The sequence below is a fragment of the Stenotrophomonas sp. genome, assembly GCF_032066555.1.
Taxonomy (GTDB): domain Bacteria; phylum Pseudomonadota; class Gammaproteobacteria; order Xanthomonadales; family Xanthomonadaceae; genus Stenotrophomonas.
This window is the reverse complement of sequence record NZ_DAMBKV010000006.1, coordinates 104,419-128,589: the sequence shown is the minus strand read 5'-3', so window position 1 is coordinate 128,589 and position 24,171 is coordinate 104,419. Positions and strand designations below refer to the sequence as shown.

Below are 24,171 nucleotides of genomic sequence, written 5' to 3'. Positions count from 1 at the left end.
TGCAGGTACCGATTCATATACTGGCCGGCCCGCCCAGCGCGTTAGCCAAGTGAGTCCTAGGGAGTTCGAGGTACAGCCATGTTGGCATGTTGCTTCCGGTGTAAGGGGCGGGCAATGAGACATTTTCAGCGTTCTCGCTGAAGCGGGCAAATAGAGTAAGGATGCGGCGTGGTAAGGTCCGCGGATGCCGTTGCCTCGCGCACTCCCCGAAGTCAATGTTCAGCACCTGCCAGGTTGGTTGCAGCATCCAGAGGCTGACGTCCTGCTGCACCAGCTTCAAGACGCCGTACCGTGGGAAGTCCATCGCATCCGCATGTTCGGGCGCTGGCTGGATTCGCCGCGGCTGAGTTGCTGGATGGGCGATGCGGATGCGCATTACCGCTATTCCGGGGCGGATTTCCTTCCGCATCCGTGGACGCCGGCAGTGCTGGCGGTGCGCGAGCAGCTGCAGCAGGCTGTTGATGGGCGCTTCAACAGCGTGCTGCTCAACCGCTACCGCGATGGCCGCGACAGCATGGGCTGGCATAGCGATGACGAGCCTGAACTGGGGCCGATGCCGTTGATCGCTTCGTTGAGCCTTGGGGCATCGCGGCGTTTTCTACTGCGTCGTCGGGATGATCCTGCGCAGAAGCTCGAATACCTGCTCGGTCACGGCGACCTGCTGCTGATGCGCGGGCAGTGCCAGCGTGACTACCAGCATGCGCTGCCCAAGACCGCGCGGGTTTGCGACGAGCGCATCAATCTTACTTTCCGCCAGATCGTTGCTGTGCCGCATCGCGCTGGCCGCTGAGCAGGGTCCAGCCGATCAGCTCGGCGCTGGTCTTGTCCAATGCGGTTTCGAAGGCGGCGGCGACGCTGCTGATCTCGGCGCTGGCCGCCGGTTCGGCGACGACGATGGTGCGCGCGGCGACCACGCGCTGGTCCAGGCTGTGGATGAGCTTGGCGTTGAGTTCGATGGTGGCCGCCGGTACGTCGCCGCCACGGTAGTCCGATTCGAAGCGGCGCAGGTCGGTGGTGAGCTTGTAGTCCGAGCGGATGCCGGTGGCGATACGCGCAACCGCGTCGATCTTTCCCGAATCTTCGAAGCCTCGCAGCAGGGTGTCTTCCAGGATGTCGGTGGCTGGCTGCGACCAGGTGGCGCCGCGATAGACCTCCAGCTCGCCCGGCGTCGGCCGCACATTGATGCGCGGGCTGTCGATGAGGCGCGCAGCGCTGGGCTTGGCGATGGCCAGCTGCCAGCTCACCTGCGGCCAGGCCGGGTCGGCCTGCACCCGCACCTGTGGGGCGTAGATGGTGATGGACTGGCGGTCGCCGCCGGCCAATACCGAGCAGCCGGCCAACGCCAGCAGGCAGGCCGGGGCGAGCAGCTTGATCAGGGAAATGCGCTTCATTTGGGTTCGAACTCCTTCGGGGCATCGCGGCCGAGCAGGTAGCGTGCCGGATTGTTCTCCAGCCGGTCACTGACCCGGCGCAGGTCGCGGATCAGGCCGCGCAGTTCGGTCAGGGTCGGGCCGAGCTGGGCCAGGCCATCATTGGCAAAACTGTTGATGGCCGCGCGGTTCTCGCCAAGGATGGCATCGGCATTGCCGGCCGCCGAGTCGAGCTTGGCCAGGCTGGCATCCAGCTTGTCCATGGTCGCCGGCAGTTCCCGCAGCACGTTCTCGTCCAGGTTCTTGATGGCGCCATTGGCCGAACCCAGGGTGACGTTGAGGTTGCGCGCTGCATCGCGGGCTTCGATGAGCAGGGCCTGGGTACCTTCGTCGCGATCGGCCAGACCGCCGCTGATGGTTTCCAGATGGGCAAGCGTGGTGGTGATCTTGCGGACGTTTTCATCACTGAGCAGCTCATCCATGCGCTCGACCACCCGGTTGGCGACGTCGGTGATGTTCTGCAGGGCTGACGGTGAGGTGGCGATGGTCGGCACCGGTTCCTTGCTGACCGCGGTCAATGCGGCGGCCTGCGGGGTGCCGCCACTGAGCTGGATGATCGACGGTCCGGTCAGGCTGGTGATGGCCAGCTTGGCGCGGGTATCGGTCTTGACCGGGGTGGTGGAGTTGAGCCGCAGCTTGGCCACCACCTTGCGCGGGTCATCCGGGGCCAGGGTCAGCTCGGTGATCGAGCCAACCGCGATGCCGTTGTATTGCACCGGGCTGCCCACTGACAGGCCGGTTACCGCCTCGGTGAATACCACCCGGTATTCCTGCCAGGTGCGGTCGGAAGAGTATTTGGCCGCCCATAGTCCAAAGGCGAGCAGGGCAACGCCGATGAGCAGGGTGAAGGCACCGATCAGGACGTAGTTGGCTTTGGTTTCCATATCAAGCGGGCTCGTGCTGGAGGCCGCGCGCGGCGCGGGCGCGGGGGCCGTGGAAGTATTCGCGTATCCACGGGTGGTCGAGTTGTTCAATCTCGGGCAATGGGGCGTTGGCGATGACCTTGTGGTCGGCCAGTACCGCGACGCGGTCGCAGATGGCGTAGAGCGTGTCCAGGTCGTGGGTGATCAGGAACACGGTCAGGCCCAGCGCTTCCTGCAGGGTCTTGATCAGGTGGTCGAACGCGGCTGCACCTATCGGGTCGAGGCCGGCGGTGGGTTCGTCCAGGAACAGCAGCGGCGGATCCAGCGCCAGCGCACGGGCAAGCCCGGCGCGCTTGCGCATGCCGCCGGAGAGTTGCGAGGGCAGTTTGCTGATGGCATCGGCGGGCAGGCCTGCCAGTTTCACTTTCAGCAGGGCCAGTTCGTAATGCCAGCGCTCGCTGAGTTCGGGATGGTGCTCTTTCAGCGGCACCTGCACGTTCTCGCCCACCGTCAGCGAGGAAAACAGCGCGCCGTCCTGGAACAGCACGCCGGTATTGCGCTCGATGCGCAGGCGGTCGGCGGGATTGCCCGAACGCGCATCCACGCCCAGCACCTCGATCTGCCCGGCATCGGGCGTGCGCAGGCCGAGGATGGAGCGCATCAACACCGATTTGCCGGTGCCCGAGCCGCCAACCACGCCGAGGATTTCGCCGCGGCGGACGTCCAGATCCAGGCCGTCGTGCACGGTCTGGCTGCCAAAGCGATTGACCAGCCCGCGCACGCGGATGGCCAGGTCGCTGCTGCCGGTGGTGGCGTCTTCGGTCGTGTCCATTGCCTTACCAGCCCATATGCATGAACCACAACGCGGCCAGCGCGTCGAGGATGATGACCAGCGAGATCGTCTGCACCACGCTGGAGGTGGTACGTTCGCCTACCGATTGCGCCGTGCCTTCCACCTTCAGGCCTTCCAGGCAGCCGATCAGGGCGATGATCAACGCGAACACCGGCGCCTTGGACAGGCCAACCAGCATGTGCCGCACTTCGATGGTGTCGTGCATGCGCGCCAGGTACATCTGCGGCGGGATATCCAGGTCGAACGCGCCAACGGTGACGCCGCCGGCCAGGCCGGCGATCATCGCGATGAAGGTCAGCAAGGGCAGCATGATCAGCAAGGCAACCACGCGTGGCAGCACCAGCAGGTCGATCGGGTCCAGGCCCAGGGTCTGGATGGCATCGATTTCCTCGCGTGCCTTCATCGCACCGATCTGCGCGGTGAAGGCGCTGGCGGTGCGGCCGGCCAGCACGATGGCGGTGAGCAGCACCGCGAACTCGCGCAGGAAGGCGATGGAGACCAGCTCCACCACGTAGATCTCGGCGCCGAAGTCACGCAGGATGGTGGAGCCGAGGAAGGCGATCACCGCACCCACCAGATAGGACAGCAAGGCCACCAGCGGCACTGCGTTCAGGCCGACCTCTTCCATCTGGTTGACCGCCGCGGTGAGCCGGAAGCGCCGTGGCTGGCGGATCAGTCTTGCCAGTTTGGCCAGGTTCTCACCAAGGAAATTGACCAGCACGACGATGTTGCCGGCGATGGCATGCACCGAGCGGCCAAGACGGTCCAGCGCTGCGGCCACGCCGAAGTCACGCTGCGGCTTGGGCCGTTCGTCGGCGACTTCCTCGATGGTGCAGACCAGCGCCTGGTGGTCGGCGCGGAACTGCAGCGCATCATCCGGCAACCCCAGCTTGTGCGCATAGCGCAGCAACAACAGCACCCCGGCCGAGTCGAGGCGATCAATCCCGCGCGCATCGATGCCGGTCACGGCCCCGGTCTGCGCGTGCAGTATCTCGCCCGAACGCAGCGCGGTGGCCAAGGTCCAGTTGCCGGAAAGCCTGAGCAGGCCATCCGCGTCGGCGGGGAGTACGCAATTGGGCGGGGGAATGTCTTTCATGGTGACCATTGGCTACGGAGAATAACCCGCCAGCCCTTCAAGCCGGATGAGTATTTCATCCGCTTCAGGTGATACTAGCGGCCATGTCTGCCGAAACCCTTGCCGCCGTCCCGGCCACTGCTTCCAACCGCGCTACCTACGCGCAACGTGTGGCCTTCGTTTCGGAGATGGCCGGGCGCCTGCACAGTTATGGCACAACCGCCCAGCGTCTGGAGGCGGCGGTGGTGGCGCTGGCGCAACAGCTGGACCTGGACTGCGAGCCGTGGTCGAACCCGACCGGTTTGATCCTCAGTTTCAGCGATCCGACCCGCGCCATCGGTTCCAGCGACATTACCCGCGTTATCCGGCTGGGGCCGGGCGACACCAATCTGCACAAACTGGCGATGGCCGACCAGATCGCCGACGCGGTCTCAGCCGGGCAGATGTCGATCGCGCAGGGGCATACCGCACTGCGACAGCTCGACAAGGACGGCGGGCTGCGCAGCAAGATCCAGCTGCTGGCGTCCTTCACCCTGGGTTCGGCGGGCGTGGCCGGCTTGTGGCGGCTGCCGTGGCTGGACATCGCCACCGCGGGTATTACCGGCCTGCTGATCGGCCTGATGCTGTTCTATACCGACCGCCGGGTCGCCACGCGCGAGGCCGGCGAAGCCCTGGCGGCGCTGTTGGCGGGTTTCGTGGCGGTGCTGGTGGCCAGCTTCATCGGGCCGTTGAACATGAATTCCACCATCATCGCCTCGCTGGTGGTGCTGCTGCCCGGCATGGCGTTGACCAACTCGGTCAACGAACTGGCCAGTGGCCATTGGGTATCCGGCACGGCACGCTTTGCCGGTGCACTGACCACCATCATGAAACTGACGGTGGGGGCGATGATCGCGGTGACCATCGCCAATTCCATCGGTCTGGAACCGGTGATCCGTGCCTCGCGGCCACAATCCAACTGGGTGGAATGGGGCTCGGTGCTCGTCGCTTCGTTTGCGTTTGCGATGTTGTTCCGCGCCAGCAAGCGCGATTACCCATGGGTCATGGCCGCCTCGGTGGCCGGCTACGCCATTTCCCGTTATGGCGGGCAGTTGTGGGGCGCGCCTGCGGGCATCTTTCTGGCGGCGATGACGGTGACGGCCGCAGGCAATCTGTTCGGGCGCATCGTGCAGCGCCCCGGTGCCATCGTGCGCCTGCCCGGCATCATCATGCTGGTGCCGGGCAGTACCAGCCTGCGTGGGGTCCTGAGCCTGATCCAGCAGCAGAATGTGAGTGCCGGCGAATCGGCGCTGTTGACCGTGGTCAATGTAGTGATGGCCCTGGTGGCAGGCCTGTTGTTCGGCAACCTGCTGGTGCCGGCGCGCAAGAATCTGTAACGGCTGGAAGGCGTGGCTGGGCTAATTGAGAGGCGTTGCCAGCAGCCACTGTGCTGGCTGCATGCACCTGTGCAGTGCGGGTAAGCGCAGCGCGGCCGGCGCTGTTCGCGGATTACCTGCAGGACCAATCGAACCGGTTTTCCCGGGTGCGCTGCGCTTGCCCGCGCTGCTTTGTTGTTCGTTGCGCTGCGGTTGCAGGCAGAAATGCGTTTGTAACTAGTGGGGTTACCCAAATTGCAATAAGAAAACGCCGGCAGTTGCCGGCGTCTTGTAATCCATATTCCAGAGTTATTACTTCTGGATCAGGAAATCTTCAACCTTGCGGCCAGCCTTGGTGTATTCGGCCAACCAGCGCGGCTGCTTGCCCCGGCCGGTCCAGGTCTCGGCGGCATTGGCCGGGTTGCGGTACTTCGGCTCAACCTTCGGCAGCTTGCGGCCGGTCTTGGCGGCGCCCTTGCTGGCCTTGGCACCACGCGGGGCCTTCACTGCGGCGGCAGCGCCGGTACCGAACAGCTCTTCGACGGTATAACCAGCCTTCTTGGCGGCAGCGGCTACCAGGGCGCGGGCCTTGGCAATCGGCTGGCGCTTGGCGACAACGGTCTTGCGCTTCTGTGCGTCGCGGATCAGAACGGCCAGCTCTTTGGCCGACAGCTGGGACAGGTCAATACTCATCGAATAACTACTCCGGATAATGGGTTGGGGGTGTATGCCATTCCGTGGCAGCGCGGCAAAGCATAGCGGGCTGATAACGGGAATGACAAATTAATAGCGTTTTACATGTTATCCGGAAATGAAAACGCCGGGACAATGTCCCGGCGTTATAAGCGATCAATCTCAGCCGATGATCCTGCTGATCGCCGCGGCCTTATCCAGATTCTCTGCTTCGCTGGCATTGCGTGCGCGGTACTCGACGGTTCCTGCCGCCAGGCCGCGCTCGGATACCACGATGCGATGCGGGATGCCGATCAGCTCCATGTCGGCGAACATCTGGCCCGGGCGCAGGCCGCGGTCGTCCAGCGCGGCATCCACGCCGGCGGCCTGCAGTTCGGCCAGCAGCGCCTCGGCAGCGGCGCTGACCGCCGGGTCCTGTTTCGGGTTGATCATGCAGACCACCGCTTGCCACGGTGCCATGCTGACCGGCCAGATAATGCCGGCGTCGTCGTGGTTCTGCTCGATGGCGGCGGCGACGATGCGCGATACCCCGATGCCATAACAGCCCATCGCCATCACCGCGGCCTTGCCGTTCTGATCCAGTACGGTCGCCTTCAATGCCTGTGCATATTGGCGGCCCAACTGGAATACGTGGCCGACTTCGATGCCGCGGGTAATCTTCAACTCGCCGCCATCACGGGCGCGGTCGCCGGCCTTGACGTTGCGGATATCGGCTACTTCCGGCTCTGCCAGGTCGCGGCCCCAGTTGACGCCGGCAATATGCAGACCTTTCTCATTGGCGCCGACGACAAAATCGGCCATGGCCGCAACTTCACGGTCTGCCACCACGCGGATCGGCTTGCGCGCATTCAACGGTCCCAGGAAACCGGGCTCGCTGCCGAGATAATCGGCAATCTCGGCCTCGCTGGCCATGCGGTAATCGGCCAGGCCAGCCACCTTGGCCAGTTTGATTTCGTTGACCTCATGGTCGCCGCGGACCAGGGCCAGCACGAATTCATTCTCGGTGGTCATCAGTGCAATCGACTTGACCGTGCGCAGCAGGGCGATCCCCATCAGCGCGGCCACTTCCTCGCAGGTCTTCTGGGTGGGCGTGTCGATCTTGCGCAGTTCTTCGCTGGCGGCGCCGCGCGCTGCCGGGTCGGCGGCAATCGCCGCTTCTACGTTGGCCGCGTAATCCGAGCCGGTGGAAAACACGAGTGCGTCTTCGCCCGAATCAGCGATGACATGGAATTCCTGCGAGGCATCGCCGCCGATGGCGCCCGAGTCGGCCTGCACTGCGCGGAACTCCAGGCCCAGGCGGGTAAAGATGCGGCTGTAGGCGGCCTTCATGTTTTCATATTCGGCGACCAGGCTGGCGTCGTCCAGATGGAAGGAATAGGCATCCTTCATCAGAAACTCGCGCGAGCGCATCACACCAAAACGCGGGCGGATTTCGTCACGGAACTTGGTCTGCACCTGGTAGAAATTGACCGGCAGCTGCTTGTAGCTGGACAGTTCCTGGCGGGCGAAGTCGGTAATGGCCTCTTCCGCGGTGGGGCTGTAGCAGTATTCCTGCTCCTTGCGGTCCTTGATTTTCAGCAACTGGCCGCCGAATTTCTCCCAGCGACCGGTTTCTTCCCACAGTTCCTTGGGCTGGATGGTCGGCAGCTGCAGCTCCACCGCACCGGCGCGGTTCATTTCCTCGCGGACGATGGTTTCCACCTTGCGCAGCACCCGCAGGCCCAGCGGCGACCAGGTATACAGGCCCGATGCCAGCTTGCGGATCATGCCCGCGCGCAGCATCAGCCGGTGGCTGACCAGTTCGGCGTCGGCGGGGGTTTCCTTGGTGGTATGCAGGTGGAAGCGGGAAAGGCGCATGGCAGGGGGGCTTCGCAAAACGGACGATCCCCTATTTTGCCAGCCTTGCAGCCCACTCGCACCGCCACCAACGGGTAGGGCGGCAGGGCGTAGTGCCGAGCCATGCTCGGCAGGGGCCTTGCCAGGGGCCCATCAGCGCTGTGGAAGCCGCGAAGCTGCGAGAAACTCGGGTTGCCAGATAACGCTGGCAGCGGCGGGGCGATGAGCGTCGCGGCTTGTGCCGCTGGCATCCCACAACCCCGTCAGCCCGGTCCCGAAGGCTTATTTCTTCGGTGCAGGCTTGCAATAGGCGGCCGCCGCCGCCTCGGCCAGCTGCTTCTGCGCACCGCGCTGGGTGTCGTCCAGCGCGGTATCGGGCTTGCCGTCACCATCGGTATCCTGCATGACCGGGGCGCTGCCGTTCAGCAGCTCCAGGTTCCTGCGCGCGCCCAGGCACTGTTCCGATTCGGCGGATTCGGCGGCTGCGGCAGGCTCGGCGGTAGAAGCGCCGCTGGCGGTGATGCGGCGGGTCTCGTACTGCTTGCCGGTCGGCGGCCGTTCCGAGTACTGGGTGACGCCATTGGCGTCCTTCCACTTGTACAGATTTGCGGCGCTGGCTGTGGCAGCGGTGCCGAGCAGGAGCAGGCAGCAGAGGCGGGGCAGGGTGAGCATGGCAACTCCAGACGCCGGAACGGGGCAGGGGCCGATTGCAGCACCCGGTGACGTGGCTGGCAAGTCGATTAAACTGGTCGGTATGGACGAATTGAGACCACCACCGCGTTCGCGCAGCATCTACCTGCTCCCGAACCTGTTCACCACTGCCGGCCTGTTTGCCGGGTTTTACGCGATCATTGCCGCTTCCAACGGCCAGTTCGTCAACGCCAGCGTCGCCGTGTTCGTGGCGGCGGTGATGGACGGGCTGGACGGCCGGGTTGCGCGCTTGACCGGTACCAGCAGCGAATTCGGCGTGCAGTACGACTCCCTGGCCGACCTGGTCAGCTTCGGCATGGCGCCGGCGCTGGTCATGTACCACTGGGCGCTGTCCTCGTTGAAGTTCGATGGCGACGTGCTGGGCCGGGTCGGCTGGTCGGCGGCTTTCCTGTATGCGGCCTGCGCGGCACTGCGCCTGGCCCGTTTCAATACCCAGGTGGGCACGGTCGACAAGCGCTGGTTTGTCGGCCTGGCCAGCCCGGCCGCCGCCGGTTTGATGATGTCCTTCGTCTGGGCCTTCGCCGATGGCGGGCTTGGCTGGAGTGGCGATGAGCTGCGTTACGTGGCGCTGGGCGTGACCATCGTGGCGGGCCTGCTGATGGTCAGCCGGATCCGTTTCTGGAGCTTCAAGGGCGGTGGCGAGAAGGGCCCGCGCTCTGAGCGCGTCCCCTTCGTGGTGCTGGCCCTGGTGCCCATTGTGATTTCCATCGTGGTGCTGGACCCGGCACGTACCTTGTTGGTGGTCGGTGTGATCTACGCGCTGTCCGGTCCGGTGATGTGGCTGTTGCAGCGCTGGCGGCAGCCGGCCGGCAAGGTGCAGTGATCGGTTTCTCGCCCGCACCGGCGTGGACGCCTGAGCAGCAGGCATGGCTGCAGGCGATGGGCTATACGGTCTATCTCGAGGGCGGGGCGCTGGATGCGCCGCCGGCCGCGGCTGCGCCAGGCATTGACGCCGGTCCGGTAGCGGTCGAACCGGCGCCGCCACATGTGCTGCCGGCGCAGCCGGCCGCGGCTGCGGCGCCGCGTGAAATGGCAAGCAAGCCACCGCCGGCACCGAGTACCGCGCCAGCGCCGGTGTTTGCCGCCAGCACGACCGCCGGTGTTCGTCGCAGTGGCGGCCTGCGCATGCCGGATCGGTTGCAGATTGCCCTGTTGCGCGCTTCCGGCTGCAATCCGAATGACCCGCAGACGCGGGCGCTGATGGACAGTTGGCCCCTGGCCGAGCTGCGCGCCAACCCCGCGGCCAAGCGCGCGCTGTGGCCGCAACTGCGTGCGTTGCGGCGGAAATCACGGCAATGAGCGCCTCGGGGTCGGTCCTGCGTCCGATGTACGAGGGGGATCTGGACGCGGTGATGGAGGTGGAACTGCGCGCCTATCCCTTCCCGTGGACGCGCGGCATCTTCCAGGATTGCCTGCGTGCGGACTATCCCAGTCGGGTACTGGTGCAAGGGACCGACATTGTCGGCTACGCCGTGCTGAGTCTTGCCGCCGATGAGGCGCATGTACTCAACGTGTGCGTGGACCCGCTGTGCCAGTCACGCGGCCATGGCCGACGGTTGTTGCGCGAGTTGGTGCGTATCGCCCGCCAGCGCGGCGCGTTGCGCGTGTTCCTGGAAGTGCGGCCCTCCAATGCTCCGGCCATTGCGCTGTATCACAGCGAGGGCTTCAACGAGATTGGCCGGCGCCCGCGTTACTACCCGCTGGTGAGTGGGCGCGAGGACGCGCTGGTGATGGCGATGGAGCTGGTGGACGACGACATCAGCGTGATGCCGCCGCTCTGAGCATCAGCGGGTACAGGTGTGCCTACGCCAGCCGCAACAGCACCACACCGGCAATGATCAGCAACGCGGCAAGCAATCGCCTGCGGCTGATGTGTTCTTTGAGCAGCAACGCGGAAATCAGCAGCGCGAACAGGATGGAGGTTTCGCGCAGTGCGGCGATGACGGCGACCGGCGCCCGTGTCATTGCCCACAGCGCGATTGCATACGAGGCGGTCGTGCCGAAGCCGCCCACCAGCCCGCGTTGCCAGTTGCCGCGCAGATAGCCCTGCAACTGCTGGCGACGGGCGAACAAGGCCCAGATTGGCAGCGGCAGGCCGGACAGCAGGAACAGCCACAGCGTATAGCTCAGCGCATTGCCGGACAGGCGCGCGCCCTGCGCGTCGACCAGGGTGTAGGTGGCGATGACCATGGCGATGCACAGGGGCAGGCGGATGCTGTGTGCCTTGCTGGCGCCGGCCATGCACAGGATGCCGGTACTGATCAGGGCGATGCCGGCCCAGGCAGTGGTAGCCAACCGCTCGTCGAACAACCACGTGCCGGCGATGGCGACCAGCAGCGGTGCGCAGCCGCGCATCAAGGGGTAGGACAGGCTCATGTCGGCGCTGTGGTAGGCGCGGGCGACCAACAGGTAGTAGCCGGTCTGCAGCGCGGCAGAGGCTGCGAGCCAAGGCCAGCTGTCCGTTGCCGGTAGTGGCAACCAGGGCAGGACGGTGGCTGAGAGCACCGCGGCCCAGCCGGTGACCAGGATGGTGGTCAGCAGCTTGTCGCCGCCCAGTTTGACGATGGCGTTCCAACTGGCATGGAGCAGGGCGGCGAACAGGACGGCGCAGAAGATGCCCAGGGACATGGTGGGTGATGGCTTGGGTGTTGGGGGAGGGTAGCTGGGATCGGGGGGAGCAAAAAGGCAAAAGGTAAAAGGCAGAAGGCAGAAGGCAGAAGGCAGAAGGCAGAAGCCCCCTCATCCGCCCTGACGGGCACCTTCTCCCGCAAGCGGGAGAAGGGACAGCAACGATTTGTGCGCTGTGATGGGTTCGCCGTGCGATCACGCGCGAGCCAAAGCCAAAGCCAAAGCCAAAGCACGTAAAGCCGGTTGCTCAGTGACACCGCAGAAGTGCATGGTGCATTGCATTCCCTTCTCCCGCCTGCGGGAGAAGGTGCCCGACCGGGCGGATGAGGGCGCTCTTCGCTCTGGGCAGGGTGCTTGCCAGCACCCAACAAGCACAAAAGAAAACGCCGCCCGAAGGCGGCGTTTCTCAAGACAAACAACAAGCCTTACAGCTTCGCACGCTGTTCCTGCAGGCCTGCCAGCTGGCTGTTCCAGTCGAGCAGGCGCACGCGCTCCTGTTCAACCACCGCTGCCGGCACCTTGTCGGTGAACTTGGACAGCTTGGTCTCGCTCTTTTCCTTCTCGGCGGACACGCGGGCGATTTCCTTGTCCAGGCGCGCACGCTCGGCATCCAGATCGACCAGGCCTTCCAACGGCACCAGCAACTTGAGCTCACCGACAATTGCGGCCGCGGCCGGCGGCGTCACTGCATCGCCGGCCAACCAATCAATGCTTTCCAGCTTGAGCAGGAAGCGCAGCTGCGACGCGAAGCGTTCGACACGTGCACGATCCGCCGCCTGGCCACCCTGCAGCAACAGGCGTACCTGCTTGGATGGCGGCACGTTCAACTCGCTGCGCACGCGGCGCAGGGCGCTGACCATGGTCTTGAACCACTCCACGTCGGCTTCGGCCTGCGCGTAGTCGCCGGCAAATTCCTCTGCGGTCGGGTAGCTGCGCAGCGACAGCGAGTCGGCTGCAATGCCAAGACGCGGTGCCACCTGCTGCCACAGTTGCTCGGTGACGAACGGGGTCAGCGGGTGCAGCAGGCGCAGCACCGCTTCCAGCACGTACAGCAGGGTGTGGCGGGTGCTGGCTGCATCCTCGGCGTTGTCGCCGTTGAGCGCCGGCTTGGTCAGCTCCAGGAACCAATCGCAGAACTCGTTCCAGACGAATTCGTACAAGGCCTGCGACAGCAGATCGAAGCGGTAGTCGGCGAAGTGCTGCTGCGCTTCGGCGGCGACCTTGGCCAGGCGCGCCAGGATCCACTTCTCGGCATCGGTGCTTGCAGCAGGCACACCCTCACCCCCAGCCGCTCTCCCGGTGGGAGAGGGGAGCACGAAGCCCTCGGTGTTCATCAGGGTGAAGCGGCTGGCGTTCCACAACTTGTTGCAGAAGTTCTTGTAGCCCTCGGCGCGGCTCATGTCGAACTTGATGTCACGGCCGTGGGTGGCCAGCGCGGCGATGGTGAAGCGCAGCGCGTCGGCACCGTGGGCGATGATGCCGTCCGGGAATTCCTTGCGCGTGGCCTTTTCGATCTTCTCGGCCATCTTCGGCTGCATCAGGCCGTGGGTGCGCTTGGCCACCAGGTCGTCGATGCTGATGCCGTCGATGATGTCCAGCGGATCGAGCACATTGCCCTTGGACTTGGACATCTTCTGGCCCTGGCCGTCGCGTATCAGGCCGGTGATGTAGACGTCCTTGAACGGGATCTGGCCGGTGAAGCTGTCGGTGGCCATGATCATGCGCGCCACCCAGAAGAAGATGATGTCGAAGCCGGTGATCAGCACGTTCGACGGCAGGTAGCGCTCAAAGCCACGCTCGGCCATCGCCGCTTCATTCGGCCAACCCAGGGTGGAGAACGGCCACAGCTGCGAGGAGAACCAGGTCTCCAGCACGTCGCTGTCCTGGGTCAGCACCACGTCGGCGCCCAGCCCGGCCTTGGCGCGGGCCTCGGCTTCGTTGCGGCCCACGTAGCAGTTGCCCGCTTCGTCGAACCACGCCGGGATGCGATGGCCCCACCACAGCTGGCGGCTGATGCACCAATCCTGGATGTTCTCCATCCAATGGCGGTAGGTGTTGATCCAGTTGCCCGGCACGAACTTGATGCTGCCGTTCTCAACCAATTCCAGGCCGCGCTTGGCCAGCCCGTCCATCTTCACGAACCACTGGTCGGTGAGGTAGGGCTCGATCACCTGGCCGGTGCGGTCGCCGCGCGGCACCTGCAGCTTGTGCGCCTTGGTTTCGACCAGGATGCCCAGGTCTTCCAGTTCGGCCAGGATCAGCTTGCGCGCCTCGTAACGGTCCAGGCCACGGTATTTTTCCGGGGCGTTCTCGTTGAGCGTGGCGGTGGTGGTGAACAGGTTGATCATCGGCAGGCTGTGACGCACGCCGACCTGGTAATCGTTGAAGTCATGCGCCGGGGTTACCTTGACCACGCCGGTGCCGAAGGCCTTGTCGACGTAGTCGTCGCCGATCACCGGCACGCTGCGGCCGGTCAGCGGCAGAGTCACGCGCTTGCCGATCAGGTGCGCGTAGCGGCTGTCTTCCGGGTGCACCATCACCGCGGTGTCGCCCAGCAGGGTTTCCGGGCGGGTGGTGGCCACGACCAGGGAGGTGCGGGTTTCGCGCAGGGTCTCGTTGCCGTCGGCATCCACCTCGACGTGCTCGTAGCTGGCGCCGTCTTCCAGCGCGTAGGCAATCGACCACATGAAGCCGTCTTCTTCCACGCTCTCCACTTCCAGGTCGGAAATGGCGGTCTTCAGCACCGGGTCCCAATTGACCAGACGCTGGCCACGGTAGATCAGGCCCTGCTCGTGCCAGCGGATGAAGGACTCGATCACCGCCTCGCTCGGGCCCGGGTCCATGGTGAAGGTGCTGCGCGACCAGTCGGCGGAGGTGCCGAGGCGGCGCATCTGGCCTTCGATCACGTTGCCCGAATGTGCCTTCCACTCCCACACCTTGCCGATGAAGCCATCGCGGCCCAGCGAGTCGCGGGTCTCACCCTTGCCTTCCAGCGCCAGGTTACGGCTGACGACCATCTCGGTGGCGATGCCGGCGTGGTCGGTACCCACCTGCCACAGCGTGTCGTAGCCACGCATGCGGTGGTAACGGATCAGCGCATCCATCAGCGTCTGCTGGAAGGCGTGGCCCATGTGCAGGGTGCCGGTGACGTTTGGCGGCGGCAGCAGGATGGTGTAGGGCTCGCCCTTGCCGGACGGCTTGAACAGGCCGGCTTTCTCCCACGACTCATAGAGCGCGGTTTCAAAGGATTTGGGGTCGTAGCTGGAGGCGAGTTGGGTCATGCGGGGAAAACCGGAAAGTGCGGGAGGAGGGGATCAGCGCGCCAGTGCGCGCTTGATCTTCTGGTCGGTGTGGTACTGGCTGACCGCGTATGCAGCCCAGATGGCGCCTGGCAGCCAACCGATCAAGGTGATCTGCAGGATGAGACAGACAATGCCGGAAATCGGACGACCAATGGTGAAAAAGGCCAGCCACGGCAGCAGGATGGCAATCAGCAGGCGCATGCGTGTCTTCCTTTACATGTCGTACTTGTTGAGCGTGTAGTTGGCGGCCTTGTACTGGCGCCAGCGTTCACGCAGCGGTTCGCGTGCGGCCGGGGCGGCCGGCACCACTTCCAGCACCCGCTCGCAGGCACCCAGGTAGGGTTCGTCGCGCAGGTTGATCACCAGCGGTCGCTCCGGCGCGTCGGCACCGGGCGTGGCGATCAGCACGATGGCCTCTTCCTCGTCCACGTCCTCGCCGATGATCTGGTGCGGGATGTAGGCGTCCGGGTCGAACGACCACAGCAGCTCGTCCAGCTCCTCGGCCTGGGCCTGGTCGCGGGCCAGCACCAGCGTGTACAGACCGCCGTCATTGGCCTTGCGGGCAAGCTCGCACACCAGTTTCAACGGTTCGGTGAGAAAACGCGGCTTGGCGATCAGGTAGAAGTCGGCACGCATCAGGTCACAAGAAAGTAGAAGGGGATTGGAAAACCGGGGTCAGAGTCGGGTTTTGCCGGGCAAAACCCGACTCTGACCCCGGTTTTCCAACCCCGGATATAACTCAGGCAACGCGATCCAGCAGCCACTGGGTCAGCAGGCCCACCGGGCGACCGGTGGCCATGCCGCGCTTGCCTTCGTCGCTGGCAACGCCGGCGATATCCAGGTGCGCCCAGCGCTGGCCTTCGGTGAAGCGCGACAGGAAGCAGCCTGCGGTGATGGCACCGGCCCAGCGGCCGCCGATGTTGTAGACGTCGGCGAAGCTGGAATCCAGCATGCCCTGGTACTCGTCCCACAGCGGCAGGCGCCAGGCGCGGTCGAACACGTGCTCGCCGGCGGCGGTCAGCTCGTTGGCCAGGTCGTCGTGCTTGCTCATCAGGCCGGCGGTCTGGTGGCCCAGGGCCACCATGCAGGCACCGGTGAGGGTGGCCACGTCGATCAGTGCGGCCGGCTCGAAGCGCTGCGCATAGGTCAGCGCATCGCACAGGATCAGGCGGCCTTCGGCGTCGGTATTGCCCACTTCGATGGTCTTGCCCGACATCGAGGTGATCACGTCGGACGGGCGGTAGGCGTTGCCGTCGATGGCGTTTTCCACCGCCGGCACCACCACCACCAGGTTCAACGGCAGCTTGGCCTTGACCGTGGCGACGAAGGTACCGATGACGTTGGCGCCACCGCACATGTCGTACTTCATTTCCTCGATGCCGCCCTGGGTCTTCAGGTTGACGCCACCGGTGTCGAAGGTGATGCCCTTGCCGACCAGCACGTAGGGCTTGGCGTCACCGCCGTTGTTCCACTTCAGCACCACCAGCTTGGGGCGGTTGGCCGAGCCACGGGCCACGGCCAGCAGCGAGCCCATGCCCAGCGCTTCCATCTGCGCCTCGTCCAGGATCTCGGCCTCGGCGCCTTCGTGCTCGGCGGCAAACTTGACCGAGGATTCGGCCAGGTAGGCCGGGGTGCAGTAGTTCGGCGGCAGGTTGCCCAGCTCGCGGGCGTATTCCACGCCGGCGGCAATGGCCTGGCCCTGCAGCAGCGCGGTTTCGTCGTTGCTGGCGATGGCCAGCGATTCCAGGCCCGGGGCTTCCGGCTTCTTCTTGCCCAGGGTGGCGGTATAGCGGTAGCTGGCGTGGTTGGCGGTGATCACGGCCTGACGGACGTTCCAGGCGGCGTCGCGGTCCTTGATCGGCAGTTCGTTCAGGGTGAACAGCGCGCTACGGGTATTGCCGCTCTTCAGGGCGCGGGCGGCGTCACCGGCGGCCTTCAGGTACTGGGCCACGCCGAACTTGGCCGGGTCGCCGAGGCCAACCACCAGCACGCGGGCGGCGCTGACGCCGGCCAGGTCGTGCAGCAGGGTGGTGTTGCCGGTCTTGCCGCCAACATCGCCGCGCTCGACCAGGGCGGCCAGACGGCCACCGGAAGCGGCGTCCAGGGCCTGTGCAGCCGGGCTCAGCGTCTTGTCAGAGTAGGCGCCAACAATGACGCAATCCACCTCGGCGGAGACCGGGGCGGCGTGGTTCAGGGTGAATTCCAGAGACATTGATCAGATTCCGTTGCCAAATCCGTACAATCGCAGGCTGTATACGCGGGGCCATCGAGGCCGGGCGTTCTGCGGACTAAACCGAGAGTTTAAACCACCGACCCTATGGCGAAGCTTGACCGCTACCTTCTGAGTGACTTCCTCCAGAGCTTTCTGGCCACTTTGACCGTACTCCTGGTCGTCAGCATGGGTGGTGTGCTGGTCGATATCCTCGGCCGCATTGCCGACGGGCGCATCCCGGCCGGCTTGATGCTGTCCCAGCTGGGACTGCAGTTCATCGTCTATCTGCCCATCATCCTGCCCCTGGCCCTGATGCTGGGTCTGGCGCTGTCGATCGCGCGGCTGTACCGCGATTCGGAAATGGCAGTGCTGACCGGCGTCGGCGTCGGCCCCAAGCGCCTGCTCAAGCCGATCCTGCTGCTCACCGTGCCTATCGTGGCGCTGGTCGCGGCCTGTTCGCTGTGGCTGGGCCCCTGGGCTGATCGCAACGCCGAGCGCATGTTGCAGGACGCCAGCCGCAGCATGGTCGTCGCCGGGCTGGAACCGGGCCAGTTCACCCCGCTGGCCGGTGGTGGCGTGGTCTACCTGTCGTCGCTGGCCGGCGACGGCACCCGGATGGGCAAGGTGTTCATGCAGCGGCAGAAGGAAGGGCGTATCGACGTGGTATCGGCCAATAGCGGGGCGATGTTCTTCGAGGGCGAGCGCCAGCGCTACCTTCGGCTGGAAGACGGCTATCGGGTTGAAGGCCCGGAGAGCGGCACCCTGGATTACCGTTTGATGCGCTATGCCCGTAACGAAGTGGCGCTGCCGGACCGTGACGAAGTACGTGACCAGAATGATCCGGAAATGCTGTCCACCCGCCAACTGCTTGGCGATGGGCGGCCCGAGGCCAAGGCCCAACTGCACTGGCGCATCACCCCACCGTTGCTGGCGCTGGCCTTTGCCCTGCTGACCCTGCCGCTTGCGCGCAGCGCACCGCGGCAGCAGCGCTACGGCCGCATCATGGTGGCCTTCCTGGCCTACACGGTGGGGGTAAGCCTGAGCATCCTCGGCCGCCAGTGGCTGGCGGCGGGCAAGCTGCCGGTGGAGGCCGGCATGTGGTGGTTGACCTTGCCGTTGCTGTTGCTGGCGGTGTGGCTGTACTTCCGTGACGGGCGCCTGGGCCGTCGCCGGGCGGGGGCGACAGCATGAGGCTGCTGCCGCGGATTCATGACATCTACGTAGGCCGGACCGTGTTGTTCACGGTGCTGGTGGTGTGGATGGTGCTGCTCGGCCTGGATGCCATCATGGCCTTGTCCGGCGAGGCCGGGAAGATCGGCCAGGGGCATTACAGTTTCGGCCATGCGCTGGCGTGGGTGGCCTATACCTTGCCGCGCCGGGCCTATACCGTGTTCCCGATGGCGGCGGTGATCGGCGCGCTGATGGGCCTGGGCCAACTGGCGGCGACTTCGGAACTGACGGCATTGCGTGCGGTCGGCCTGTCGCGTCGGCGGATTGCGGTATCGGTGGCGATCTCGCTGTCGCTGCTGACCGCGTTGATGGTGATCAACGGCGAAACCCTGTCGCCGTGGGCGCAGGGGCGCGCCGACGCGCTGAAGACCAGCGCCCGCTACAACACCGACATCGCCACCGCACGCTACTCGGGTCTGTGGGCACGTGAAGGCGATACCTTCCTCAATGCACAGACCGGCGAAGAACAGCTCGCGGCGGACGGCCAGTCGACCTTGCTGCTGCACGATGTGCGGCTGTACCAGCTGGGCGAAGACGGCCGACTGTTGAGCCTGACCTATGCCAAGGCCGCACGCCACGACACCCAGGGCTGGGTGCTGGAAGGTGTGCGTCGCGATACCTTCGGCGAACGCTCGGTAACCCGTCAGGAACTGGCCAGCGAGCAGTGGGCCTCCAAGTTGGATGCCGCTGCCCTGGCATCGGGCCTGGCCAAGCCGCGCAACCTCAGTGCCGGTGAGCTGAAGACCAGCATCGACTACCGCAAGCGCAACGGGTTGGATGCACGCGAGTACGAAGATACCTACTGGAGCCGCTGGTTCTACCCCTTGAACGTGCTGGCGCTGTGCCTGGCGGCAGTGCCGTTCGCGTTCGGCTCGCTGCGCAGTGGCGGCATGGGCAAGCGCTTGTTCCTGGGTATGTTGTTCGCGTTGGGCTTCCTGCTGCTGCAGATGTTCTTCGGGCGCATGGCAGGTGCGTTGAAGTTTGATTACCGCATTGCCTATGCCTTGCCACCGATCATGATGCTGGGGATCTCCGCGTGGCTATCGCGACGACGGGTAGGCTGAGTGTGGCAGTGCCGAGCCCTGCTCGGCAGACGCTTTACCGGTAATGCCCTTGCCGAGCATGGCTCGGCACTACAGGGCGGTTGGTTTGTTTGGAAAGCCCCTTGCCGAGCATGGCTCGGCACTACCGGTGGTGGGTTTGTTCGGAAAGGCCCTGCCGAGCATGGCTCGGCACTACAGTTTGGTTAGCCTTGTGCCGCTGAGGCGGTCGTGCAGGGTCAGCCGTTCGCGATCGAACAGCGCCCAGATGAAGCCGACACCGGCCAGCAACAATGACAGCGTGCCCAGTGCATAGCGTTTCCACAGCAATGCACGGCTGGGTGCCTGTCCGTCGGCGGCCTGCAGGCGCAGCCGCCATGGGCGCATGCCCAGGGTCTGGCCGCCGCGTCTCCAGCTTTCGGTGGCGTAGAGCCCTGCAACCAGCCAGCAGCTCAGCCACAACAGCCATTGCAGGGCGCTGAATGGGTGGATGTTGTCGCGGCTGGCGTGGCCAGCCAAGGTGTAGCCCACCGTGAACAGTGCCGAGACCAGCATCCACAAGGCCAGTACCGGCCACAGGTCGTAGAACAGTGCGGCCAGGCGGCGCAGCAGCAGTGCGGAGGGGCGGGGCATCGGGGCAGCGGCGGGTGGGCTCATGCGCCGAGCATACGATTGTGGCTGCCGGCGTGCATGGGCAGGCAGGGATGCAAGGCTTATCCTTGCGACGATGTCCGCCGCCCTGACCCCCGCCGAACGCCGCCAACTGGTACAGCAACTGCCACCGCTGCGGGCGGACGATGAGCGGGTGATCCAGCGCTTCCTGAACGCGATCTGGGCCGAGCATGGCTTGGCGCGGGCTTCGCTGGACAGTTATCGGCGTGATCTGGAAGGCCTGGCGCGCTGGCGCGACGGGGCCAAAGGTGGCTTGGCCGGAGTGGATCGTGCCGGTCTGTTTGATTATCTGGCCTGGCGCACCCGCCACGGCTGGACCGCCCGCAGCAACGCGCGCCTGCTATCGGTGCTGCGGGCCTTCTTTGCCCAGGCGCTCAAGCGCGGTGAGCGCAGCGAAGACCCTGCGGCCTTGCTGGAATCGCCGAAACTGCCGCGCTCGCTGCCCAAGGCGCTGGCCGAAAGCCAGGTCGAGGCCCTGCTGGCGGCGCCGGACGTGGACATCCCGGTCGGCCTGCGTGACCGTGCGATGCTGGAGCTGATGTATGCCGCCGGCCTGCGCGTCAGCGAACTGGTCAATCTGCCAGCAAACGCGGTCAACCTGCGCCAAGGCGTGCTGCGGGTGACCGGCAAGGGCAGCAAGGAACGGCTGGTGCCACTGGGAGAAGAGTCGCAGTACTGGCTGGAACGCTATCTGGCCTCCGCGCGACCGCTGCTGGCTGGTGGCAAGGCGGTTGCCGCCACACCGGATGGGCAGGTGCCGCTGTTTGTCGACGTGGACCGTACTCCGTTGAGCCGCCAGCAGTTCTGGGCGCTGGTGAAGGTCTGTGCCGCAGTAGCGGGTATCGACCCTGGCAAGATCAGCCCGCACGGCCTGCGCCACAGTTTTGCCACCCATCTGCTCAACCACGGCGCCGATCTGCGCGCGCTGCAGATGTTGCTGGGCCACAGCTCGCTGTCCACCACCCAGATCTACACCCTGGTGGCCCGCGAACACCTGCAGAAGTTGCACCGCAACCACCATCCGCGCGGCTGAGTCTCCCCGGCGCGGGGGCTGTTTTGTGGGAGCGGCGTCAGCCGCGAAGCCGAAGGGCCATGAGATTGCGGTGGGTGCCTGTATTCAGGCAGTCCGGGTTTCGCGGCTGACGCCGCTCCCACACTGATTCGGGCGGTGTGCGAGAATCCGGCTGTTCTCTTTCGATGGGTCGCCATGTTCCGATTTGCTATTGCCGCGCTGTTTGGCGCGCTCAGTCTTACCGCCTGCGCGCAGCAGCCCGCAGCATCCAAGGCCGCTGCTACCGCCGCAGCTCCGGCCACCGATGCTGCAGTCGAAAAGCGGGTGCGTGACGCGCTCAAGGAACTGGATCCGAACTTCAAGCCGGATTACATCGGCGCGGCGCCGTTTGCCGGCTTCCGCGAGGTCATCGTGTCCGGGCAGGTGCTGTATGTCACCGACGACGGCCGCTACCTGCTGCAGACCACGCCGTATGACATCGCCAACAAGACCCAGGCCACCAGCCCGGGCCTGCTGGCCTATCGCCGCGGCCTGCTGGAAACCCTGCCGCACGCTGACCGCATCGTTTTCGCGCCGCCGAACGCCAAGCACACCATCAGTGTGTTCACGGATATCGAGTGTGGTTACTGCCGCAAGCTGCACCAGGACATCGCCGAGCTGAACCGCAATGGCATTGCGGTCGAATACCTGGCGTTCCCGCGCATGGGCCTGGCCAGCAAGGACGCCACCGACATGATCTCGGTCTGGTGTGCCAGCGACCGCAAGGCCGCGCTGACCGCCGCCAAGACCGGCCAGCCGGTCCCGGCCAGGAATTGCACCAATCCGGTGGCCATGCAGTACAACCTCGGCCAGCAGCTGGGCATCAACGGTACCCCGGCAATCTTTGCTGCCGATGGCAGCCAGCTCGGTGGCTACCTGCCGCCAGCACAGCTGAAGGCCGCGCTGGACCGTATCGAAGCTGGCGGCAGCCGCTGATAGCACTGCCCGCCAAGGTTTGAACAGACAACGCCCCTCCCGCTAACGCGAGGGGCGTTGTGGTTTTGGCAGCGGCTTACTTCAGGCCGCTGCTGACGCTGTTGACCAGGGTGCCCTGGGCATCGTCACCGCTGAATTCCCAGAAGAACGCGCCGCCCAGCCCTTGGGCTTTGACGTAGGCCATCTTGCGGCCGAGCATCTCCGGCGTATCCACGCTCCAGAAGGTATTGCCGTCATACAGCCAGGTGGCCTGTGCAAGCGGGTCGGTATACACCGGCCAGCCGAGGTTCTTGAGCACGTTCCAGTCCTCGATGCCGGCTTCGTACTTGCCTGCCGCTGGCCGCCCGCTCTGGTACAAACCGTTGTTGGTTCGCGCCACGCCCGTCCAGCCGCGGCCGTAGAAGCCGACGCCGAGATTCAGCTTGGCGGCCGGGACGCCGCGTTGCAGGTAGGCCTCGATGGCGTCGTTGCTGTTGTACAGGGCGGCGTCACCGGTTGAAGGATCTGCCGGGGAGTGGAACAGGGCAGTGTGGTGATTGGTGATGCCTGCCCAAGCGCCATGGAAGTCGTAGGTCATCACATTGATGAAATCCAGGTGCCGGTGATATGCGGCCGGATTGGTTGGGCGGATCTTGTCGATGCCGGCGCCGACCGCCACGGTCAGCAGCAGGCCAGGGCGCACGGCGTCCAATTGTCGGCGGAACTCGGCCAACAGGGCGATGAAGTTGTCGCGGTCGGCCGGGGTGCCGCAGCCCAGGCCGCAGGCGGCCGGATACTCCCAATCGATGTCGATGCCATCGAACACGCCTGCAGCTACCCCATTGCCGCCGGCATGGTCGGTGAACGGCAGATTGCCCTTGATGTAGGCGTCAATGCAGGAGGCGACAAAGGCCTGGCGGTTCTCCGGGCGTGCGGCACTGGAGAAACCGCGTGACCAGGTCCAGCCGCCCAGCGAGATCAGCGTCTTCAGCTGCGGGTACTTGGCCTTGAGCTGCTTGAGCTGGTTCCAGTTGCCGCGCAGCGGCTGGTTCCATTGGTCGGCGACACCGCTGACGCTTTCGCTGGCGCCAAAGCTGCGGGTGTAATCGGCATAGGCGTCGCCGCCGGCGCCGCTGGCCGGATCGGCGGCCTGGGTGATGCCGACTTCGCAGCGGTTGTTGCGGACGTTGCCGAAGGCATAGTTGATATGGGTCAGGCGTGCCGCCGAACCGCTGCTGTCGATGTTCTTGACCCGGTAGTTGCGGCCATAGATGCCCCATTGGGTGAAGTAACCGATCACCCGCTTGCCGCTGGTGCCCGGGGTGCCGGGCCCGCCTGGTTTTCCTGGATCGGTGCCGCCGCCGGTGTCCTCGGTCAAGGTGCTGGTGCTGACGATGGCGCTGAGCGAGGAGGCGTTGCCTGCCTTGTCGCGGGCGCGCACGGCATAGCGATAACTGGTAGCTGGGGTCAGCGCGGTATCGGTATGCCCGGTGGCGGCAATCGAGGCGATCTGCGTACCGTCGCGGTACAGGTCATAGACGGCGATGCCGCTGCCGCCGGGGTTGTCGCTGGCAGTGTTCCAGCGCAGCGCGATGCTGGTCGGGGTGCGCGCCTGCACGCTGAGTCCGTCCGGGATCGACGGGGCAGTGCTGTCCTTGTCCGGGTCGGTAACCGTCACGCTGACCGTAGCCGAGGTGGTGCTGGCATTGCGGTCATCGGTGGCGACGGCACTGAGCAGGTAATTGCCGGCTGCGGCGTTGCGCCAGGCAAGGCTGTAGGGCGCGTTGCCGACGCTGCCCATGGAATGACCGTTGCGGAAGAACTCGACCTTGCGGATGCTGCCGTCGCTGTCGGTGGCAGCAGCATTGAAGGTGATGGTGCTGCCGGCGCTGAACGTGCTGCCTGCGCTGGGCGAGGTCAGGCGAACCTGCGGCGGCTGGTTGGCTGCCGGTGCGGTGTCATCGCAGCGGCCCAGGTTGTCGTAGTAGTGGCGGCCAGCGGGATGGTCCGGTGGTGCGTTCCAGATGGTCTGGCGCGCCTGGTACAGCACGCCGTCCTTTTGCAGGGTATCGCCGGGCTGGTAGATGGTGGTTCCCAGCCAGGGCCTGACCCCTGCGCAGTTGGCGGCCTGTGCCGCCGGCAGGACGCTGGCTGACGCGAATACCAAGGCCAGTGTCCAGCCCAGTCGCGCGCTGTGGCGGTGCTGGCGGGTGTATCGGGGCCTTGCAGGGCCGGTGGGATGGTCCGTCATGGCGGGTTTCCTTCTGCGGTTGGCTAGTGCTCGTGCGGTGTCTTTTGGGCGCGC

General features: G+C 65.4%; 22 protein-coding genes and 1 pseudogene. 9 read left to right on the top strand and 14 right to left on the bottom strand.

Translation table 11 applies throughout. The features are described from left to right. Nucleotides 1-184: 184 nt before the first annotated feature. Entirely contained in the window at nucleotides 185-790 is a 606-nt protein-coding gene (locus RT131_RS09865; RefSeq protein WP_313172479.1) for an alpha-ketoglutarate-dependent dioxygenase AlkB, read from the top strand. Here the strand turns inward: RT131_RS09865 and RT131_RS09860 are convergent. Genes RT131_RS09860 through RT131_RS09845 form a run of 4 tightly spaced genes read right to left on the bottom strand, consistent with a single transcriptional unit; the run spans nucleotide 744 to nucleotide 4,242 of the window. Continuing rightward, entirely contained in the window at nucleotides 744-1,391 is a 648-nt protein-coding gene (locus RT131_RS09860; protein WP_313172477.1) for an ABC-type transport auxiliary lipoprotein family protein, read from the bottom strand. The genes RT131_RS09865 and RT131_RS09860 overlap by 47 nt on opposite strands. Beyond that, a complete protein-coding gene (locus RT131_RS09855; RefSeq protein ID WP_313172475.1) occupies nucleotides 1,388-2,314 on the bottom strand; it encodes an MlaD family protein in 927 nt (308 codons plus the stop codon). Before RT131_RS09855 ends, RT131_RS09860 begins: the two co-directional genes overlap by 4 nt. Before the next feature lies 1 nt (nucleotide 2,315). Further along, complete coding sequence (locus RT131_RS09850) at nucleotides 2,316-3,125, bottom strand: ABC transporter ATP-binding protein (RefSeq protein ID WP_313172474.1); 810 nt, start codon at nucleotides 3,123-3,125, stop codon at nucleotides 2,316-2,318. Between the two features lie 4 nt (nucleotides 3,126-3,129). Beyond that, the gene (locus RT131_RS09845; RefSeq protein ID WP_313172473.1) at nucleotides 3,130-4,242 is read right to left on the bottom strand and encodes an ABC transporter permease; all 1,113 of its coding nucleotides are present in this window, start codon (nucleotides 4,240-4,242) and stop codon (nucleotides 3,130-3,132) included. 83 nt (nucleotides 4,243-4,325) lie between these two features. Here RT131_RS09845 and RT131_RS09840 point away from each other — a divergent pair, with 83 nt between their 5' ends. Next, nucleotides 4,326-5,597, top strand: coding sequence for a threonine/serine exporter family protein (locus tag RT131_RS09840; RefSeq protein WP_313172471.1), 1,272 nt, complete (start codon nucleotides 4,326-4,328; stop codon nucleotides 5,595-5,597). A 294-nt stretch (nucleotides 5,598-5,891) separates the two neighbouring features. Here the strand turns inward: RT131_RS09840 and RT131_RS09835 are convergent. The 3 genes and pseudogenes from RT131_RS09835 to RT131_RS09825 form a co-directional block, all read right to left on the bottom strand. After that, nucleotides 5,892-6,269, bottom strand: a pseudogene (locus tag RT131_RS09835) (H-NS family nucleoid-associated regulatory protein); the annotation flags it as partial. A gap of 162 nt (nucleotides 6,270-6,431) precedes the next feature. After that, nucleotides 6,432-8,126 carry a proline--tRNA ligase gene (locus tag RT131_RS09830; RefSeq protein ID WP_313172470.1) on the bottom strand — a complete coding sequence of 565 codons (1,695 nt, stop codon included), beginning with the start codon at nucleotides 8,124-8,126 and terminating at the stop codon, nucleotides 6,432-6,434. Between the two features lie 261 nt (nucleotides 8,127-8,387). Beyond that, nucleotides 8,388-8,777, bottom strand: coding sequence for a DUF4124 domain-containing protein (locus tag RT131_RS09825; protein ID WP_313172469.1), 390 nt, complete (start codon nucleotides 8,775-8,777; stop codon nucleotides 8,388-8,390). 82 nt (nucleotides 8,778-8,859) lie between these two features. Between RT131_RS09825 and pssA the strand changes: the two genes are divergently transcribed. From pssA to rimI, 3 genes are read left to right on the top strand one after another with little or no spacing between them, the layout of a single operon-like run. Continuing rightward, on the top strand, nucleotides 8,860-9,639 hold the full coding sequence (gene pssA / locus RT131_RS09820) for a CDP-diacylglycerol--serine O-phosphatidyltransferase (RefSeq protein WP_313172666.1): 780 nt from the start codon (nucleotides 8,860-8,862) through the stop codon (nucleotides 9,637-9,639). Next, a complete protein-coding gene (locus RT131_RS09815) occupies nucleotides 9,639-10,115 on the top strand; it encodes an alanine acetyltransferase (protein ID WP_313172664.1) in 477 nt (158 codons plus the stop codon). The genes pssA and RT131_RS09815 overlap by 1 nt, the downstream gene beginning before the upstream one ends. Then, complete coding sequence (gene rimI, locus RT131_RS09810; RefSeq protein WP_313172663.1) at nucleotides 10,103-10,597, top strand: ribosomal protein S18-alanine N-acetyltransferase; 495 nt, start codon at nucleotides 10,103-10,105, stop codon at nucleotides 10,595-10,597. Before RT131_RS09815 ends, rimI begins: the two co-directional genes overlap by 13 nt. Nucleotides 10,598-10,619: 22 nt before the next feature. On the opposite strand, the gene RT131_RS09805 is transcribed toward rimI, so the two are convergent. From RT131_RS09805 to RT131_RS09785, 5 genes are all read right to left on the bottom strand, one after another. Further along, nucleotides 10,620-11,444 carry an EamA family transporter gene (locus RT131_RS09805; RefSeq protein ID WP_313172467.1) on the bottom strand — a complete coding sequence of 275 codons (825 nt, stop codon included), beginning with the start codon at nucleotides 11,442-11,444 and terminating at the stop codon, nucleotides 10,620-10,622. A 425-nt stretch (nucleotides 11,445-11,869) separates the two neighbouring features. Further along, nucleotides 11,870-14,725: a valine--tRNA ligase gene (locus RT131_RS09800; RefSeq protein ID WP_313172464.1), complete on the bottom strand. Its 2,856-nt coding sequence runs from the start codon at nucleotides 14,723-14,725 to the stop codon at nucleotides 11,870-11,872. A 33-nt stretch (nucleotides 14,726-14,758) separates the two neighbouring features. Further along, a complete protein-coding gene (locus RT131_RS09795) occupies nucleotides 14,759-14,947 on the bottom strand; it encodes a YqaE/Pmp3 family membrane protein (RefSeq protein ID WP_313172462.1) in 189 nt (62 codons plus the stop codon). A 12-nt stretch (nucleotides 14,948-14,959) separates the two neighbouring features. Next, on the bottom strand, nucleotides 14,960-15,385 hold the full coding sequence (locus RT131_RS09790) for a DNA polymerase III subunit chi (protein WP_313172661.1): 426 nt from the start codon (nucleotides 15,383-15,385) through the stop codon (nucleotides 14,960-14,962). Between the two features lie 100 nt (nucleotides 15,386-15,485). Next, complete coding sequence (locus RT131_RS09785; protein WP_313172460.1) at nucleotides 15,486-16,958, bottom strand: leucyl aminopeptidase; 1,473 nt, start codon at nucleotides 16,956-16,958, stop codon at nucleotides 15,486-15,488. Nucleotides 16,959-17,063: 105 nt separating this feature from the next. Here RT131_RS09785 and lptF point away from each other — a divergent pair, with 105 nt between their 5' ends. After that, nucleotides 17,064-18,149 carry an LPS export ABC transporter permease LptF gene (gene lptF, locus RT131_RS09780; protein WP_313172458.1) on the top strand — a complete coding sequence of 362 codons (1,086 nt, stop codon included), beginning with the start codon at nucleotides 17,064-17,066 and terminating at the stop codon, nucleotides 18,147-18,149. Then, nucleotides 18,146-19,252, top strand: coding sequence for an LPS export ABC transporter permease LptG (lptG, locus tag RT131_RS09775; RefSeq protein WP_313172456.1), 1,107 nt, complete (start codon nucleotides 18,146-18,148; stop codon nucleotides 19,250-19,252). The genes lptF and lptG overlap by 4 nt, the downstream gene beginning before the upstream one ends. Nucleotides 19,253-19,423: 171 nt before the next feature. On the opposite strand, the gene RT131_RS09770 is transcribed toward lptG, so the two are convergent. Next, nucleotides 19,424-19,885, bottom strand: a complete 462-nt coding sequence (locus RT131_RS09770; RefSeq protein WP_313172454.1) for an RDD family protein — start codon at nucleotides 19,883-19,885, stop codon at nucleotides 19,424-19,426. 70 nt (nucleotides 19,886-19,955) lie between these two features. Between RT131_RS09770 and xerD the strand changes: the two genes are divergently transcribed. Together xerD and RT131_RS09760 are read left to right on the top strand one after the other, a co-directional pair. Further along, nucleotides 19,956-20,933, top strand: a complete 978-nt coding sequence (gene xerD, locus RT131_RS09765) for a site-specific tyrosine recombinase XerD (RefSeq protein WP_313172452.1) — start codon at nucleotides 19,956-19,958, stop codon at nucleotides 20,931-20,933. A gap of 174 nt (nucleotides 20,934-21,107) precedes the next feature. Further along, nucleotides 21,108-21,887, top strand: coding sequence for a DsbC family protein (locus RT131_RS09760; protein WP_313172450.1), 780 nt, complete (start codon nucleotides 21,108-21,110; stop codon nucleotides 21,885-21,887). 76 nt (nucleotides 21,888-21,963) lie between these two features. Here the strand turns inward: RT131_RS09760 and RT131_RS09755 are convergent, their stop codons facing one another. Further along, nucleotides 21,964-24,117 carry a glycosyl hydrolase family 18 protein gene (locus tag RT131_RS09755; protein WP_313172448.1) on the bottom strand — a complete coding sequence of 718 codons (2,154 nt, stop codon included), beginning with the start codon at nucleotides 24,115-24,117 and terminating at the stop codon, nucleotides 21,964-21,966. Between the last annotated feature and the right edge of the window lie 54 nt (nucleotides 24,118-24,171).

What these genes read in the sequence shown, in the direction of transcription:
- RT131_RS09865 (WP_313172479.1), top strand. Translation starts at nt 185, where the DNA reads ATGCCGTTGCCTCGCGCACTCCCCGAAGTCAATGTTCAGCACCTGCCA.
- RT131_RS09860 (WP_313172477.1), bottom strand. Translation starts at nt 1,391, where the DNA reads ATGAAGCGCATTTCCCTGATCAAGCTGCTCGCCCCGGCCTGCCTGCTG.
- RT131_RS09855 (WP_313172475.1), bottom strand. Translation starts at nt 2,314, where the DNA reads ATGGAAACCAAAGCCAACTACGTCCTGATCGGTGCCTTCACCCTGCTC.
- RT131_RS09850 (WP_313172474.1), bottom strand. Translation starts at nt 3,125, where the DNA reads ATGGACACGACCGAAGACGCCACCACCGGCAGCAGCGACCTGGCCATC.
- RT131_RS09845 (WP_313172473.1), bottom strand. Translation starts at nt 4,242, where the DNA reads ATGAAAGACATTCCCCCGCCCAATTGCGTACTCCCCGCCGACGCGGAT.
- RT131_RS09840 (WP_313172471.1), top strand. Translation starts at nt 4,326, where the DNA reads ATGTCTGCCGAAACCCTTGCCGCCGTCCCGGCCACTGCTTCCAACCGC.
- RT131_RS09830 (WP_313172470.1), bottom strand. Translation starts at nt 8,126, where the DNA reads ATGCGCCTTTCCCGCTTCCACCTGCATACCACCAAGGAAACCCCCGCC.
- RT131_RS09825 (WP_313172469.1), bottom strand. Translation starts at nt 8,777, where the DNA reads ATGCTCACCCTGCCCCGCCTCTGCTGCCTGCTCCTGCTCGGCACCGCT.
- pssA (WP_313172666.1), top strand. Translation starts at nt 8,860, where the DNA reads ATGGACGAATTGAGACCACCACCGCGTTCGCGCAGCATCTACCTGCTC.
- RT131_RS09805 (WP_313172467.1), bottom strand. Translation starts at nt 11,444, where the DNA reads ATGTCCCTGGGCATCTTCTGCGCCGTCCTGTTCGCCGCCCTGCTCCAT.
- RT131_RS09800 (WP_313172464.1), bottom strand. Translation starts at nt 14,725, where the DNA reads ATGACCCAACTCGCCTCCAGCTACGACCCCAAATCCTTTGAAACCGCG.
- RT131_RS09795 (WP_313172462.1), bottom strand. Translation starts at nt 14,947, where the DNA reads ATGCGCCTGCTGATTGCCATCCTGCTGCCGTGGCTGGCCTTTTTCACC.
- RT131_RS09785 (WP_313172460.1), bottom strand. Translation starts at nt 16,958, where the DNA reads ATGTCTCTGGAATTCACCCTGAACCACGCCGCCCCGGTCTCCGCCGAG.
- lptF (WP_313172458.1), top strand. Translation starts at nt 17,064, where the DNA reads ATGGCGAAGCTTGACCGCTACCTTCTGAGTGACTTCCTCCAGAGCTTT.
- lptG (WP_313172456.1), top strand. Translation starts at nt 18,146, where the DNA reads ATGAGGCTGCTGCCGCGGATTCATGACATCTACGTAGGCCGGACCGTG.
- RT131_RS09770 (WP_313172454.1), bottom strand. Translation starts at nt 19,885, where the DNA reads ATGAGCCCACCCGCCGCTGCCCCGATGCCCCGCCCCTCCGCACTGCTG.
- xerD (WP_313172452.1), top strand. Translation starts at nt 19,956, where the DNA reads ATGTCCGCCGCCCTGACCCCCGCCGAACGCCGCCAACTGGTACAGCAA.
- RT131_RS09760 (WP_313172450.1), top strand. Translation starts at nt 21,108, where the DNA reads ATGTTCCGATTTGCTATTGCCGCGCTGTTTGGCGCGCTCAGTCTTACC.
- RT131_RS09755 (WP_313172448.1), bottom strand. Translation starts at nt 24,117, where the DNA reads ATGACGGACCATCCCACCGGCCCTGCAAGGCCCCGATACACCCGCCAG.